16 protein-coding genes are annotated in these 13,270 nt (G+C 73.5%); 13 read left to right on the top strand and 3 right to left on the bottom strand.

Going from position 1 to position 13,270, the window contains the following annotated elements; all coding sequences use genetic code 11:
• Window positions 1-62: 62 nt before the first annotated feature.
• Complete coding sequence (locus tag L2C96_RS00645) at window positions 63-974, bottom strand: LysR family transcriptional regulator (RefSeq protein WP_237334668.1); 912 nt, start codon at window positions 972-974, stop codon at window positions 63-65.
• A gap of 71 nt (window positions 975-1,045) precedes the next feature.
• On the opposite strand from L2C96_RS00645, the gene L2C96_RS00640 reads away from it, so the two are divergent.
• Window positions 1,046-1,897 (top strand): SDR family NAD(P)-dependent oxidoreductase, encoded by an 852-nt coding sequence (locus tag L2C96_RS00640; protein ID WP_237334667.1) that lies wholly within the window; start codon window positions 1,046-1,048, stop codon window positions 1,895-1,897.
• Window positions 1,898-2,093: 196 nt separating this feature from the next.
• Here L2C96_RS00640 and L2C96_RS00635 read toward each other — a convergent pair whose 3' ends face one another.
• Entirely contained in the window at window positions 2,094-4,133 is a 2,040-nt protein-coding gene (locus L2C96_RS00635) for an N-acetylmuramoyl-L-alanine amidase (RefSeq protein ID WP_237334666.1), read from the bottom strand.
• A 258-nt stretch (window positions 4,134-4,391) separates the two neighbouring features.
• Here L2C96_RS00635 and L2C96_RS00630 point away from each other — a divergent pair, with 258 nt between their 5' ends.
• The 5 genes from L2C96_RS00630 to L2C96_RS00610 all read left to right on the top strand — a co-directional run bounded on the left by L2C96_RS00630 (window position 4,392) and on the right by L2C96_RS00610 (window position 8,178).
• The gene (locus L2C96_RS00630) at window positions 4,392-5,420 is read left to right on the top strand and encodes a nucleoside hydrolase (RefSeq protein WP_237334665.1); all 1,029 of its coding nucleotides are present in this window, start codon (window positions 4,392-4,394) and stop codon (window positions 5,418-5,420) included.
• Between the two features lie 198 nt (window positions 5,421-5,618).
• Window positions 5,619-5,921, top strand: coding sequence for a DUF1540 domain-containing protein (locus L2C96_RS00625; protein ID WP_020419862.1), 303 nt, complete (start codon window positions 5,619-5,621; stop codon window positions 5,919-5,921).
• Between the two features lie 145 nt (window positions 5,922-6,066).
• Window positions 6,067-6,441 carry a YciI family protein gene (locus tag L2C96_RS00620; protein ID WP_237334664.1) on the top strand — a complete coding sequence of 125 codons (375 nt, stop codon included), beginning with the start codon at window positions 6,067-6,069 and terminating at the stop codon, window positions 6,439-6,441.
• Window positions 6,431-7,657, top strand: a complete 1,227-nt coding sequence (locus L2C96_RS00615) for an RNA polymerase sigma factor (protein ID WP_308191125.1) — start codon at window positions 6,431-6,433, stop codon at window positions 7,655-7,657. The genes L2C96_RS00620 and L2C96_RS00615 overlap by 11 nt, the downstream gene beginning before the upstream one ends.
• 116 nt (window positions 7,658-7,773) lie before the next feature.
• Entirely contained in the window at window positions 7,774-8,178 is a 405-nt protein-coding gene (locus tag L2C96_RS00610) for a nuclear transport factor 2 family protein (RefSeq protein ID WP_237334663.1), read from the top strand.
• Between the two features lie 9 nt (window positions 8,179-8,187).
• Here L2C96_RS00610 and L2C96_RS00605 read toward each other — a convergent pair whose 3' ends face one another.
• The gene (locus L2C96_RS00605; RefSeq protein ID WP_237334662.1) at window positions 8,188-8,847 is read right to left on the bottom strand and encodes a DUF1990 family protein; all 660 of its coding nucleotides are present in this window, start codon (window positions 8,845-8,847) and stop codon (window positions 8,188-8,190) included.
• 84 nt (window positions 8,848-8,931) lie between these two features.
• Between L2C96_RS00605 and L2C96_RS00600 the strand changes: the two genes are divergently transcribed.
• The 7 genes from L2C96_RS00600 to L2C96_RS00570 all read left to right on the top strand — a co-directional run bounded on the left by L2C96_RS00600 (window position 8,932) and on the right by L2C96_RS00570 (window position 13,228).
• The gene (locus L2C96_RS00600; protein ID WP_020419867.1) at window positions 8,932-9,144 is read left to right on the top strand and encodes a hypothetical protein; all 213 of its coding nucleotides are present in this window, start codon (window positions 8,932-8,934) and stop codon (window positions 9,142-9,144) included.
• Window positions 9,141-9,872: a DUF1990 family protein gene (locus tag L2C96_RS00595; protein ID WP_237334661.1), complete on the top strand. Its 732-nt coding sequence runs from the start codon at window positions 9,141-9,143 to the stop codon at window positions 9,870-9,872. Before L2C96_RS00600 ends, L2C96_RS00595 begins: the two co-directional genes overlap by 4 nt.
• 61 nt (window positions 9,873-9,933) lie before the next feature.
• Window positions 9,934-10,392 carry a DUF4383 domain-containing protein gene (locus tag L2C96_RS00590; protein ID WP_020419869.1) on the top strand — a complete coding sequence of 153 codons (459 nt, stop codon included), beginning with the start codon at window positions 9,934-9,936 and terminating at the stop codon, window positions 10,390-10,392.
• Window positions 10,393-10,432: 40 nt separating this feature from the next.
• Window positions 10,433-11,410 carry a pirin family protein gene (locus L2C96_RS00585; RefSeq protein WP_237334660.1) on the top strand — a complete coding sequence of 326 codons (978 nt, stop codon included), beginning with the start codon at window positions 10,433-10,435 and terminating at the stop codon, window positions 11,408-11,410.
• Between the two features lie 93 nt (window positions 11,411-11,503).
• On the top strand, window positions 11,504-11,941 hold the full coding sequence (locus L2C96_RS00580; protein WP_237334659.1) for an ATP-binding protein: 438 nt from the start codon (window positions 11,504-11,506) through the stop codon (window positions 11,939-11,941).
• 38 nt (window positions 11,942-11,979) lie between these two features.
• Window positions 11,980-12,312: an ArsR/SmtB family transcription factor gene (locus L2C96_RS00575; RefSeq protein WP_020419872.1), complete on the top strand. Its 333-nt coding sequence runs from the start codon at window positions 11,980-11,982 to the stop codon at window positions 12,310-12,312.
• Between the two features lie 67 nt (window positions 12,313-12,379).
• The gene (locus L2C96_RS00570; protein WP_237334658.1) at window positions 12,380-13,228 is read left to right on the top strand and encodes a TIGR03620 family F420-dependent LLM class oxidoreductase; all 849 of its coding nucleotides are present in this window, start codon (window positions 12,380-12,382) and stop codon (window positions 13,226-13,228) included.
• Window positions 13,229-13,270: the final 42 nt, after the last annotated feature.

The raw sequence follows: 13,270 nt of genomic DNA, 5'->3' as shown, positions 1-13,270 counted from the left end.
ACTCAACCACCGGCCGCCCCCGGCAGCGCCCGGCAGCCGCTGCGGAACGGACAGCCGCACATTCAAGACCCCGCCTCCACCGCCGCCACGCGCAGCGCCTCCACCACCCGCCGGGCAGCCTCCGGCTGCGGTCCCGGCAGGCGGGCCACCTGCAGGCGGCGCTGTTCGGCCGGGCCGCCGTGCACGGGCAGCACCCGCACGCCCGCCGGCGCCACCGGGGCGAGTGAGGCGGGCGCCGTGGTGATGCCGCATCCCGCCGCGACCAGCTGCAGCTTCGCCAGCCAATCCCGCGCCGTGTGGGCGATTTCCGGGCGCTCGTCCAGTCCCGGCCACACCCCCATCACCCGGTCGTCGCCCGTGCCCGCGATCCACCGCTGCCCGTGCAGGTCCGCGATGTCCACGAACTCCCCGCGCGCCAGCGGGTGCGCCGCGGGCACGGCGACGCACAGGCCGCGCTCGACGAGCGTCCGCACCACCAGCGCCGGGGTTTCGCTGTCCGGCGGGCGGAACGGCGGCGCGGCCGCGATCACCGCCAGGTCCAGCGTCCCGGCGCGCAGCGCCCGCACCAGCGCCGGTGTGCTGCCCTCCCGGGACACCACACTGATCGCCGGGTGCGTCTCCCGCAACGCGGCCAGCGCCCGCGGCACCAGCCCGGCCCCGGCGCTGGCGAACCACCCCAGCCGCACCACGGCGTGCTCGTCCGGCAACCCGGCCAGCTCGCGTGCGGTGGCGTCGATCTGGTCGATGACGCTCGCCGCGCGGCGCACCACCACCCGCCCGGCCGGGGTGAGCCGCACGCCGTCATGCCGCCGTTCCAGCAGCGGCGCCCCGGCGACGCGTTCGAGTGCCGCGATCTGCCGGGAGACCGCGGACTGGGTGTAGCCGAGCGCGGCCGCCGCGGCGGTGAGCGTCCCCCGCTCGGCCACCTCGCGGAAGACCCGCAGCGCGGTGAGCGACGCATCGGTGAAGGCCATGATGAACAGGAATACCCCTGGTGAGTTTCTTTCGCTACCCGGATGGCCCCGGCGGCCATAACGTCGAGATCATGAGCAGAGTCGCGGTAGTCACCGGAGCCACCCAGGGGCTCGGCCTCGCCCTGGCCGAAGGCCTCGCCCATCGTCTGTCCACAGCGGACACCGTGTACCTGACCGGACGGGACGCCGACCGGGTCCGGCAGGCCGTGGACGCCGTGCCGGCCGGCGGGGCGCGCGTCCGCGGCGAGATCTTCGACGTGGGTGAACCGGACGCCGCCGCTCGTTTCGCGGATCTGGTGCGGGAGCGCCACGACGGGGTCGACATCGTGTTCGGCAACGCCGTGATGCGCGTGGGCCCCGACGACGACCCACGCGCGATCATCCGCCCCTACACGGAGGTGAACAACTTCGGCACCACCCGGTTGCTGCGGGCGTTCGCGCCGCTGGTGCGCGACCACGGCAGCCTCGTCGTGGTCGCCAGTTCGCTGGGCACGCTGCACCACCTCGCCCCGGTGCTGCACCGCCGCTTCGACGGCCTGACCACGCTCGACGAGGTGGACGAGCAGGTCGCCGCGTGGCGGGACGCGGTCGAGGACGGCAGCGCCCGCGCCGGCGCGTGGCCGGGTTTCGTGAACATCCCGTCGAAGATCGCGCAGGTCGCAGCCGTGCGCGCCCTCGCCACACAACGCCGGGACACCGATCTCGCCCGCGGGATCCTGCTGGCCGCGGTGTGCCCGGGGATGATCAACACCCTGACATCCGCGCTGTGGTGGGACGTCCGCGACGCCCCCTCACCCGCCCAGGCCGCGACGGCCCTGCTGGACCTCGTGCTGGAGCCGGTGAAGCCCGAGCACTACGGCGAACTCGTGCGGTTCGGGCAGGTGGTGCCGTTCAAGCCGGAAACTGCCGGGGCGCGTCCTTAGAGTTGCGAGGGCCCGCCGTTCCGTCCTGACGGCCCGGTCCGCACCAGCACCCGCGTCACCGGTGGCCACCGCGCGAAACCATCTCGCGGAAGCCGGCCGACGGCCTGCACATGCCCGGCCCCCCGCCGCGCGCGGCGACCTACGCCGGACCGGCCCGCCGCACCACCGACGCGGAACCGGCCCCGGCGGTCGCCGTTCAGTAGCGGTACGCCGTCGCCTTGCCGGTGGCGAACGAGAACACGATGTAGCCGCCCTGGAAGTCGCTGCGCCGGCCGCCCGCGACGCCGTACTCGTCGCTCGTCGGGTAGCCCAGCCAGGACGTCTCCCAGCCCAGGGAGGCCCAGTGCGAGCGGATCACACCGTAGATCGCGTGCGCGCCGGTGGCCGGCGACCAGTAGACGGAACCACCGCCGCTGCCGTTGAAGTGGTTGTACCGCCCCACGCCGTCGGGCGTGACCAGTTCGTTCGTCGTCGGGTAGCCGAGCGGGCCCGCTTCCCAGCCGAGCGCGCTCCACCGCGCCCGGATGGCGCCGTAGATCGCGCGGGCGCCGGTGCCCGGCGTCCAGTAGATCGAGCCGCCGCCGCTGCCGTTGAAGTGGTTGTACCGGCCGACCCCGTCGGGCGTGGCGCGCTCGTCGGTCGTCGGGTAGGCCAGCGGGCTGGTTTCCCACCCCAGCGCCGACCAGGTGTCGCGGATCGCGCCCTGGATCGCCTGCGCGCCGGTGCCCGAAGTCCAGTAGATGGACGCGTTCCCGGTGAAGTGGTTGTAGCGGCCCACGCCGTCCGGCGTCACCTTCTGGTCCGTGCGCGGATATCCGAGCCCGGTCTCCCAGCCGCGCGCGGCCCACTTGTCGCGGATCGGCCCGAGGATGCCGCGGGCGCCGGTGTCCGGGGTGAAGTAGATCGAGGCGTTCTCGCTGAAGTGGTTGTACCGGCCCACGCCGTCAGGCGTGCCGCGCTCGTCGGTCGTCGGGTAGCCGAACAGCGACGGCCCGCCCAGCGCGGTGAACGTGCCGTGGATGGCGCCGCGCACCCAGTAGGCGCCCAGGTCCGAGCGCCACGCGATCGTCGACCCGCCGGCGCCGAACGTCGTCGCCCGGCCGCCGCCCGGCCAGTCCGCCTCCACCGCGTACACCGGGCCCGCCGCGGCCGTGCCGACCGCGACCCACTTCTGGTGCACCGGGCTGGACCGCCAGTCCCCGGCCAGTTCCGTGGCGCGGGTGCGCAGCGCGGGCAGCTGGGCGTACCCCGCGTCGCCGGGGCACTCCGTCGCGCCGACGTCCCGGTGGCCGAACACGGTCGGCAGCGTCACCTCGGTGCCCGCCGGGTACTTGGACGTGCCGCCGCCCCGGCTGACCAGCGTGGTGGACCCGGACGGGTCGGTGTAGCCGTTGCCCAGCTTCCACGCGGTCATGCGCGCCACCGCGTCCAGCGTCGCCTCGGTCGGCGCGACCGTGCCGTAAGTGCCGAGCATCGAGATGCCGAACGTGGAGGTGTTGAACCCGCCCGCGTGCGCGCCGATCGTGGGCAGGTTCAGCCCGCCCGCGCGGCCCTCGAACACGGTGCCGCACTTGTCCACCAGGGCGTTGTAGCCGATGTCGCCCCAGCCGTTGGTGACCGCGTGGTAGTAGTAGATGCCGCGCACGAGCTCGGCCGACTGGTCGCAGGTGTAGTCGTTGCTGTTGTCGGTGTGGTGCAGCGTCACCGCCTTGACGGTGGGCGCGTACTCCGGCGTCCAGGTCATCAGCGATTCGTCGGCGCCCCACTGCGCCCTGGTCACGACGGCGGGCATCGACGGCACGCCCGTCGCCTGCGCGACCATCGCGTCGGCCGGGGACGTTCCGGGGTCGACCAGCACGGCGGACAGCTCGGCGGTCACCGGGGCGCCGCCGCGTTCGGCGCGCACCTGCAGCCGGTCGGCCGGGCCGGTCCAGATCGGCTCGGTGGTGGACGGCGCGGGCGCGCCGTCCCGTCCGGAGTCCTGGCGGTCGACCGCGCGCCAGTCGCTCCACCCGCCCGCCGCGGACCGCCACCGCACCGACACCGTGTCCGGCGCCGCGCCCCGCCAGGTGAGCCCGGCCAGCGAAAACTCCTCCCGCGCGGGCACTTCCCGGGCGCCCGGCGCCACCTCGGGCACGGTCGCGAGCGCGACCGTGGTCGCCTTCGGCTCGACCGGCCTGGCAGCGGGCTGCGCCGCGGCGGGCACGGACAGCACGGCGACGGCAGCCGTCAGCACGCACAACAGAGATCCCCAGTGACGAGGGCGCACGCGAACTCCTTGGTGAAGGCACCCAACACAAACGGGAGGAGCCTACGTGACGAAACGGATCACCGGGACACCAAGATCGGAGAATCTTTCACACCGGATTCCGGTGCGGGTGGTTGGGAATTTCCCGCCGCCTTCAGTCCACAGTAGACACCCAAACTGGCCTCCGGCGCCCCGCTCGCGGCTCCCCTATCCTGACCGGGGTGCAGCCTGCCTGGGGAGGCTTTCATGCGCACGGTCCTGCTGACCGTCGTCCTCGTGATCGCCGGGCTCGCGGCCCCGGCCGCGCCGTCCGCGGCCCCGCGTCCGGTGCCGGTGATCTACGACAGCGACCTCGACGTCGACGACGCCTCGACACTGGCCTACCTGTGCGTGCAGCACCAGGAGCGCCGCATCGACCTCCGCGCCGTCACGATCACCAACAACGGGTTCGGCACGCCGGGCCGGGCGCGGCAGCACGCGCACAGCGTTTTGCGGCAGTGCGGGCTGCCGGACGTGCCGGTGGCCGACGGCTCCGGCACCGGCGTGCACCCCGCGCCCGCGGCGACGGTGCGGGACATGGAAACCGTCCTCACCGACGCGCTCGGCGACGCCGGGCAGACCCCGCCACCCGCGAAACTCACCGCGGCACACCTGATCCGCAAGACCCTGGCGACCACGACCACCAAGGTGACCGTGCTGTCGACCGGTCCGCTGTCCAACCTCGCGACGGCCCTGCCCGCGGGCAGCCCGCTGATCCGGCAGGTGCGGGACGTGCACGTGATGGGCGGCGCGGTGCACGTCGGCGGGAACCTGTTCGGCGAGGCGCTGCCGGGCTTCGACAACAGCCAGGAGCTCAACATCTGGCTCGACCCGCCGGCCGCGCGGGAGGTGTTCCGCGCGCTGCCGGTGACCCTGACCCCGTTGGACGCCACCGACTCCGTGCCGATCACGCAGGCCTACGTGGACCGGATCGGCGCCGAGGGCACCACGGTCAGCGCGCGCGTCGTGCACGCGATCATGACGCACCCGATCATGCGCGACGGCATCGCGCTCGGGTGGTTCTTCTGGTGGGACGCGCTCGCCGCGGTGTTCGCCTTCGGCGACGACGGCGTGGTCACCGAGGTGACGCGCGTCCGCCTGGTGGTGATCCAGGACGGGCCTTCGTCCGGGCGCACGGCGCCGGACCCGCGTGGCGACCCGGTGACGGTCGCGCTGGGCGCGGACGGCGGCCGGTTCGAGCAGGTGTTCCTGGACGGGCTCAACGGCCGCGGGTGAGTGGTATGAACAATCACCCGAAGGGGCGGGAATCATTTCCGGGCTCCCGGCCCCGCAATTCCGGCACCCGCGTCCACCTGCGGAAAGCGGGCCATCGAGGATAGGCTCACCTAATTCCGCCGAATTGCCGCGCACTGCGGGCGGTGGCATTGTTCGAGGCACCGAACGATATCCCACCACCTGTCGTGAGGAGCGGTAATGACCACCAGCACTGAGATGCCCGCCGTGGCCGAGTGCACCGTCACCGGGTGCTCGTACAACCACGACGGATGCCACGCCTACGCGATCACCGTCAGCGGCGAGAACGGCTCGGCGGACTGCGGCACCTTCGTGCCGCTGAACACCAAGGGCGGCCTGGACCGGGTCGTCGCGCAGGTCGGCGCGTGCTCGCGCGCGGACTGCACCTACAACTCCTCGCTCGAGTGCACGGCTTCGGGCGTCCGGGTGGGGCCCGGTTCCGGCGGTCACGCCGCGAACTGCCTCACCTACACCCCGCGCTGACCGCCCAGGGCGACGAGGGCACGGCCGCACCACGCGGCCGTGCCCTCGTGCATTTCCGGCGCGCCGGGGCGAAAATCTCCCGGCGGGCTGTCGAGTCGCGGGCATCCCGTTCGTCATCCGGGAATGAGGACGACCGGGAGGACCGATGCGCTACCTGCTGATGATCTACAACTGCGAACGGCCGGAACCGTCGGGTCCGGGGTTCGCAGAGGCTCTGGCCAGGGTGAACGCCTTCGCCGACGAGTTGCGCCGGCGACAGGTGCTGGTCGCGGGCGATCCGGTGCAGGACGTGCACACCGCCACGACGGTGGCCGTGCGGGACGGGCGGACGCTGATCACCGACGGGCCGTTCGTGGAGACCCACGAGCACCTGGGCGGGTACTACGTGCTGGACTGCCGCGACCTGGACGAGGCGCTGGAACTGGCCGCGCTGTGCCCGCTGGCCGAGACCGGCACCATCGAGGTCCGGCCGCTCGCGCACGTGCCCGGCGTCGACCACAGCCCCGCCGGTGCCGTCTGACGTCGTCGGGCGCGTCTACCGGGAGCACCGCGCGCGGATGCTCGCGGCGCTCGTCCGGGTGCTCGGCGACTTCGAGCTGGCCGAGGACGCGCTGCAGGACGCGTGCGCGCTCGCGTTGCGTGCCTGGCGGGACGAGGTTCCCGACGATCCGGTCGCGTGGCTGCTCACCGCCGCCCGCAACCGCGCCGTCGACCGCCTGCGGCGTGACCGGGCGGGCCGGGAGAAGGAGGAGCGGGCGACCGATGGGCGGCCCGCCGTGAGCGAGCTGGGCGAAGACCGCCTGCTCGCGGTCGGCGACGAGCGGCTGAGCCTGATCTTCACGTGCTGCCACCCGGCGCTCGCGCCGGAGGCCAGGGTGGCGCTCACGTTGCAGGCCGTGGCCGGGCTGACGGCGGCGGAGATCGCGCGGATGTTCCTGGTGCCGGAGGCGACGATGGCGCAGCGGCTGGTGCGGGCGAAGCGGAAGATCCGGGACGCCGGGATCCGCTTCGCGATGCCCGCCGACCACCTGCTGCCCGAGCGTCTGTCCGGGGTGCTGTCGGTGGTGTACCTGATCTTCACGCAGGGCTACACGGCGGGACCGGCCGGCACGTTGCGGGCCGAGGCGATCCGGCTCGCCAAACTGGTCGCGGCCCTGATGCCGGACGAGCCGGAAGCGCTGGGGCTGGTGGCGCTGCTCCTGCTGCACGACTCGCGGGCCGCCGCGCGCCACTCCCCCGCCGGCGAGGTGGTGCTGCTGGCCGACCAGGACCGCGGGCGCTGGGACCGGGCCGCGATCGCCGAGGGGGTCGGCGTGCTCGACCGCGCGCTGCGGCTCGGGGCGCCCGGCCCGTACCAGCTGCAGGCGGCGATCGCGGCGCTGCACGCGCAGGCGCCGTCCGCCGAGGACACCGACTGGCCGCGGATCGCCGTGCTGTACGCGGAGCTGCTGCGGATCACGCCGTCGCCCGTGGTGGCGCTCAACCACGCGGTGGCCGTCGCGATGACCGACGGGCCTGCCGCCGGGCTGGCGCTGCTCGACCGGATCGACGGGCTCGACCGCTACCACCTGCACCACGCCGCGCGGGCCGACCTGCTGCGGCGGCTCGGCCGCCCCGCGGAGGCCGCCGCGGCGTACCGGCGTGCGCGCGAGCTGGCGGCGAACCCGGCCGACCGGGCGTTCCTGGCCGCGCGGCTGGCCGAGGCCCTTGAGCTGGCCGACGGGTCCGGCTGCTGAAAGCCGCTCCGTATAGGTCGTTATACATCATCAGTGGCGGCAGGCGGGCCGGGTCCACAGAGGACTGACGACAACGGGATTGTCCCGCCGGGGAGGCGCCGCTACCCTCGGCGACCATGCATCCGTTCCGGGAAGCCGTGGAAGCACGCGACGAGACCCGCATGGCCGCCCTGCTCGCCGACGACGTCGTGTTCACCAGTCCGGTGGCCTTCAAGCCGTACCACGGCAAGACCGTGACCGCCGCGATCCTGCGCGCCGTGATGCGGGTGTTCGAGGACTTCCGCTACGTGCGGGAGATCGCCGACGCCGGCGGGCGCGACCACGCGCTCGTCTTCGAGGCGACGGTCGACGGCAAGGAGCTCACCGGCTGCGACTTCCTGCACCTCGACGAGCACGGCCGGATCGACGACTTCATGGTGATGGTGCGGCCGTTGTCGGCGGCCACCGCGCTGGCCGCGCGGATGGGCGAGCAGTTCGAGCGGATCAACGCGGAGGTCGCCGCCGAGCTCGGCGCGCCCTGAGCCGCCGCCTCAGCCGAGCCGCCGGGTGATGATGTGCACGCCGTCGACGAGGCGGCCCCCGGTGGTCGCGGCCGCGGCGAGGCAGAACCGCACCCACATGTTGAGCTGCACCTCCTTCGCGAAGCGCAGGCGGGCGTAGAGCAGGTGCACCAGAGCGCTCGCGGCCCTGGCCCACAGCTCGATCTCGAACACCAGCAGGTCCCCGTCGGCGTGGGCGCGGAACTGCACCTGCCCCGCCTCCAGGTGCCCGCGCAGCGTCACCAGCCGCACGGTGGTCGGGTCCCGGTAGGCGATCCGCACCGGGCCGTTCCACGGGCCGGGCATCTCCACCACCAGCTCGTCCCCATTCCGTCCATTGTGGACGTCGACCACCTCGCCGGGCACGAAGTGCTTGAAGTCGCCGACGACGAGGCCGACGAGCCGCGCCGGGTCCATCTCCGCTCCGGCCACCCGCACGCGGAAGCGGCGGTGGAACAGCGGTCCCCGGCCGTCCAGCTGCACCCGGTCGTCGAGCACGCCCGGCGGCAGCGGCGGTGGCCGGTCCTCCTCGCCGCCCGGGCCCTCGTGGCGGTGCAGCGGCGTGGTCGACCAGACGTAGCGCCACGTGACCAGCACGGTGCCCGCGAACAGGCGCCCGGCCACGGCGAAAACCCGGCGTGGTGAGGGCATCGGTGGACTCCCGTGGGTGAAACCGCGATTTCCGGGTACAGCACAGCAGTTACCCGCACATCCACGCCCGACACGGAGACGTCCATGGTCGTTCGGCTGCTGCACCGGGCACACGTGCGCGGCGCCCACCTGCACCTCGCCTCGCTGGCGACCATCGGCCTGTGCCTCGGCCTCTGGATCCGCGCCAAGACGGTCGACCAGGACGAGCGGGGCAACGCCGAACGGCGCGCGTTGTTCGTCGGCCTGTGGCCGCCCACCCTGTGGGTCATCGGGGACTCGCTGGCGGAGCACGAGTGACCCGCGCCGGCCGGTGGGTCTTCGGCAGGCTCGACGCCGGACAGGCGTGGCGGGACCTGGCGGGCAAGGGGATCAACTACGACGTGTCCGAGGTGCGCGGGCCCGCCTGGAACATCGACACGCACCGCCACGCCCTGCCCGCCGAACGGCCGGGGCCCCCGGAACCGGACGGTTCGTGGGAGCAGGCGTGCCGGCTGGTGCGCGACTACGAGTTCTCCCCGCCGGAGATCGTGCGCGCGCTCTACGACCCGGACGCGCCGCTGGCCGGCCGCGACATGCTGCTCGAAGCCCGGTGGCACGCGATCCACTTCTACTGCGGGGTCCGCGTCACCGAGGTCGTCGACGAGACCCGGGACGACGGCCGCCGGGTCTGGGGCTGGGCGTACGAGACCCTGGACGGCCACCTCGAGCGGGGCAAGGTGACCTACCAGGTCGTCAAGCACCCCGGCAGCGGCCGGGTCGAGTTCGTCGCCGAGAGCTACTCGCAGGGCGCGCCGTCGCTGGGCCGGATCACGTTCCTCGGCTGGCGGCTGTTCGGCCGCCGCACCCAGTTGCGCTTCTACCGCCGCTGCGGCGAACGACTGCGGGCGTTCACCGAAGCCGCGCTGCGCGGGGAGACGGTCCCGGCGAGCCCGCCTCCGCGCGTCGGGCCGCTGGTGACCGCGCCCTCCGACACGAGCGTCTCCCGCCTGGACAGCCTGGCGATCCACCGCGTCGGACCCGGCTGAGCCCGGTTGAACCCCGCCCAACCGGGAAGCCCGCGGGAAAGCCACTCCGGGAGGCAGCACCATGTCGCACACACCCACCGCCGCGGGCACCGCCCGCACCGTCACGCAGACCCTGGCCGCGGTCGTCGCCGTCGTGTTCCTGCTCGTCGGGATCGCCGGGTTCATCCCGGGCCTGACCACCCACTACGACCAGCTCACCTTCGCCGGCCACCACTCCGGCGCGATGCTGCTCGGCGTGTTCGCCGTGTCGGTGCTGCACAACCTGGTGCACCTCGCGTTCGGCATCGCGGGCCTGGCGCTGGCCCGCAGCGCGCGCGGCGCCCGCGCCTTCCTCATCGGCGGCGGCGTCGTGTACCTGGTCCTGTGGCTGTACGGGCTGCTCGTCGACCACGGCTCAGGCGCCAACTTCGTGCCGGTCAACGACGCCGACAACTGGCTGCACCTCGGACTGGGAATCGGGATGATCGTGCTCGGGCTGTTCCCGCTGTCGGCGGGCCGCCCCCGCGCCGACACCCGCTGAGCCCCGGCCCGCCGCCGCGGGCGGGTGGCAGGATGAACCCATGAGCAACGTGGAGGCGGACCCCGCCGAGATGGTGTGCGGCGACCCGCCCGCGCCCGCGCGCACCGTGACCGTGCTGTCGCCCCGGGACGTCCCGCTGGGCGGACCGCGCGCGATGCGGGTGCGCCGCACCCTGCCGCAGCGGCAGCGATCCCTCATCGGCGCGTGGTGCTTCGCCGACCACTACGGGCCCGAGGACGTCGCGGCCACCGGCGGCATGGACGTCGCCCCGCACCCGCACACCGGGCTGCAGACCGCGAGCTGGCTGTTCACCGGCGAGGTCGAGCACCGGGACAGCCTCGGCACGCACGCCTTCGTCCGCCCTGGCGAGCTGAACCTGATGACCGGCGGGCACGGCATCGCGCACTCCGAGGTGTCCACACCGGACACCACCACGTTGCACGGCGTGCAGCTGTGGATCGCGCTGCCGGACGAGCACCGGCACACCGCGCGCGACTTCCGGCACTACGCGCCCCCGGTGGTCGAGGCGCCGGGCGCGACCATCCGCGTCTTCCTGGGCAGCCTGGCCGGCAGCACGTCGCCGGTGCCGGCCTTCACGCCCCTGCTCGGCGCCGAGCTCAGCCTGGCGGCCGGGGCGCGACTGGAGCTGGACGTCGACCCCGCGTTCGAGCACGGCGTGCTGCAGGACATCGGCGGCGTGACCGTCGCGGGCACGACGCTGGCCGGCGGCGAACTCGCCTACCTGGCGCCCGGTTCGCCCACCCTGGAGCTGGTCAACGACGGCACCGGCCCGGCGCGGGTCCTCCTGCTCGGCGGCACGCCCTTCGCCGAGGAAATCGTGATGTGGTGGAACTTCGTGGGCCGCACCCACGACGAGATCGCCGCCTACCGCGAGGCCTGGCAGGCCGGGTCCGACCAGTTCGGGCGCGTCGAGGGCTACCAGGGCGCGGTGTCCTGGCTGCCCGCGCCCGAGTTGCCCCACGCGCGCATCAAGCCACGCCGGAACCCGACGGCGTAGCGCCGCTGCGGGTTTTCGGCGTGCCGCCGCAGGGTAGACAGCACCAGCCGCCTTGAGCAGACAGGGCGCAGAGGGGACTGGCGGCACGTGGAGATGACCGATCCGGACCGCGCCGCGCTGGTGCTCGACTTCGCGCCCGGCGACGTGCCCCCGCTGGTCGCGGTGCGGCGCTGGGCGGCGTCGGCACTGGCGGACCTGGGCGAAGACCACCTGACGGCGGTGCTGCTGGCCGCCACCGAGCTCGTCACCAACGCCTACGACCACGGCGGCGGCCCCCGGCGGCTGCGGCTGCGCCGGGAGGAGGCCCCCTGCCGGATCCACCTCGAAGTCGACGACGACTCCACGCTGATGCCGGTGCTGACCGGCAGCAGCCCGGCGGACCGGCGCGGGCGCGGCCTGCGCATCGTGGATGCGGTCGCCCAGGACTGGGGCAGCCGGCTCTCCCCGGACGGCGGGAAGACCGTGTGGGCGACCATCGACTGCGCCGCCTACGGCTGGGACCCCTGCCCGACCGCGCCGCCCGAGGTGTGAGCAGCCCCGCGCGCGCCGGCCCGGATAACCTGGGTGCCATGACGGAAGCCGCGGTCACCCCGGACCCCGACGTCGTCCGCGCGCTGCGGGCGTTGTCGAATCCGGTGCGCCTGCAGCTGCTGTCCTGGCTGCGCGAGCCCGAGCGGCACTTCCCCGTGGACCGGGCGATCGCCGATCCGGCCGAGGTCGGCGTGTGCGTGAGCCACATCCAGGCCAAGGCCGGGCTGGCGCAGTCGACGGTGTCGGCGTACCTGGCCGAGCTGCAGCGCGCGGGCCTCGTGCGCGCCACCCGGGTCGGCAAGTGGACCCACTACAAGCGCGACGAGCAGCGCATCGCCGAGCTCGTCGCCGTCCTCGGCGAGACCCTGTAGCGCTCCCCTGCTCCCCCGTGCCGGAGCCCACACCCGATCATATCGAGAATCTGCGATACTTCGATCCATGGATGATCTGGGCACATTCGGCATCTACACGTTCGACTTCGAGCACCAGCCTGCCGCGCTGATGCGCGAGTCGGTGCGGGAACTGGAAGAGCAGGGCTGGCGCGCGTTCTGGTTCCCCGAGGTGGGCGGGCGCGAAGCGTTCACGCAGGCCGCCGTCCTGCTCGCGGCCACCGAGCGGCTGCGGGTCGTCAACGGCATCACGCAGATCTGGTCCCACCCGGCCCACTCGGCGCACGGCGCGGCCGCCCTGCTGGCCGACGCCTACCCCGGCCGGCACGTCCTCGGGCTCGGGTTCGGCGGCGAGCCGCACCCCGGAGTCAAGCCGCTCACGGCCATGCGCGAGTACCTCGACGAGCTCGACGCGCGGGAGTCCGCGGCGCCGATCCGCCGCATCCTGGCCGCCTACGGCCCGAAGATGCTCGAACTCGCCCGCGACCGCGCCGCGGGCGCGCAGACCTACCACGTCAACGTCGAGCACACCGCTCGCGCACGCGAGACCCTCGGCCCGGACGCGTTCCTGGCCGTCGAGCACACCGTGCTGTTCGAGACCGATCCCACGACGGCCCGCGCGGTCGCCCGGGAGCACCTGCACACCTACCTGACCACGCCGTACAACATCGCGAAGTTCCGGCGCCTCGGCTACACCGAGGACGACCTCGCCCGCGGCGGCAGCGACCGGATCGTCGACGACCTCGTGTTCTGGGGTGACCTGGAGGCCATCACGGGCAAGCTGCGCCGTCACGTCGAGGCGGGCGCCGACCACGTCGTCGTGCAGGTCATCGGCATCGAGCCGGGGGCGACCGCACGGCCGTTCTGGCGCGAACTCGGCCAGGCGCTCCTCCGCTAGCGGGTTTCCTGTGGACTTCCTCAGGATGGATAGCGTAGCTTC

It is taken from the genome of Amycolatopsis tucumanensis, from assembly GCF_021654135.1.
Lineage (GTDB): Bacteria > Actinomycetota > Actinomycetes > Mycobacteriales > Pseudonocardiaceae > Amycolatopsis_E > Amycolatopsis_E tucumanensis.
Note: the sequence above shows the minus strand (reverse complement) of the source record. Positions and strands in the feature narration are given on the sequence as shown.

Excerpts from the sequence above, each read along its gene's own strand:
- L2C96_RS00630 (WP_237334665.1), top strand. The coding sequence starts at position 4,392 with ATGCGCACGGTCCTGCTGACCGTCGTCCTCGTGATCGCCGGGCTCGCG.
- L2C96_RS00590 (WP_020419869.1), top strand. The coding sequence starts at position 9,934 with ATGTCGCACACACCCACCGCCGCGGGCACCGCCCGCACCGTCACGCAG.
- L2C96_RS00600 (WP_020419867.1), top strand. The coding sequence starts at position 8,932 with ATGGTCGTTCGGCTGCTGCACCGGGCACACGTGCGCGGCGCCCACCTG.
- L2C96_RS00645 (WP_237334668.1), bottom strand. The coding sequence starts at position 974 with ATGGCCTTCACCGATGCGTCGCTCACCGCGCTGCGGGTCTTCCGCGAG.
- L2C96_RS00610 (WP_237334663.1), top strand. The coding sequence starts at position 7,774 with ATGCATCCGTTCCGGGAAGCCGTGGAAGCACGCGACGAGACCCGCATG.
- L2C96_RS00575 (WP_020419872.1), top strand. The coding sequence starts at position 11,980 with ATGACGGAAGCCGCGGTCACCCCGGACCCCGACGTCGTCCGCGCGCTG.
- L2C96_RS00640 (WP_237334667.1), top strand. The coding sequence starts at position 1,046 with ATGAGCAGAGTCGCGGTAGTCACCGGAGCCACCCAGGGGCTCGGCCTC.
- L2C96_RS00620 (WP_237334664.1), top strand. The coding sequence starts at position 6,067 with ATGCGCTACCTGCTGATGATCTACAACTGCGAACGGCCGGAACCGTCG.
- L2C96_RS00625 (WP_020419862.1), top strand. The coding sequence starts at position 5,619 with ATGACCACCAGCACTGAGATGCCCGCCGTGGCCGAGTGCACCGTCACC.
- L2C96_RS00580 (WP_237334659.1), top strand. The coding sequence starts at position 11,504 with ATGACCGATCCGGACCGCGCCGCGCTGGTGCTCGACTTCGCGCCCGGC.
- L2C96_RS00570 (WP_237334658.1), top strand. The coding sequence starts at position 12,380 with ATGGATGATCTGGGCACATTCGGCATCTACACGTTCGACTTCGAGCAC.
- L2C96_RS00585 (WP_237334660.1), top strand. The coding sequence starts at position 10,433 with ATGAGCAACGTGGAGGCGGACCCCGCCGAGATGGTGTGCGGCGACCCG.
- L2C96_RS00605 (WP_237334662.1), bottom strand. The coding sequence starts at position 8,847 with ATGCCCTCACCACGCCGGGTTTTCGCCGTGGCCGGGCGCCTGTTCGCG.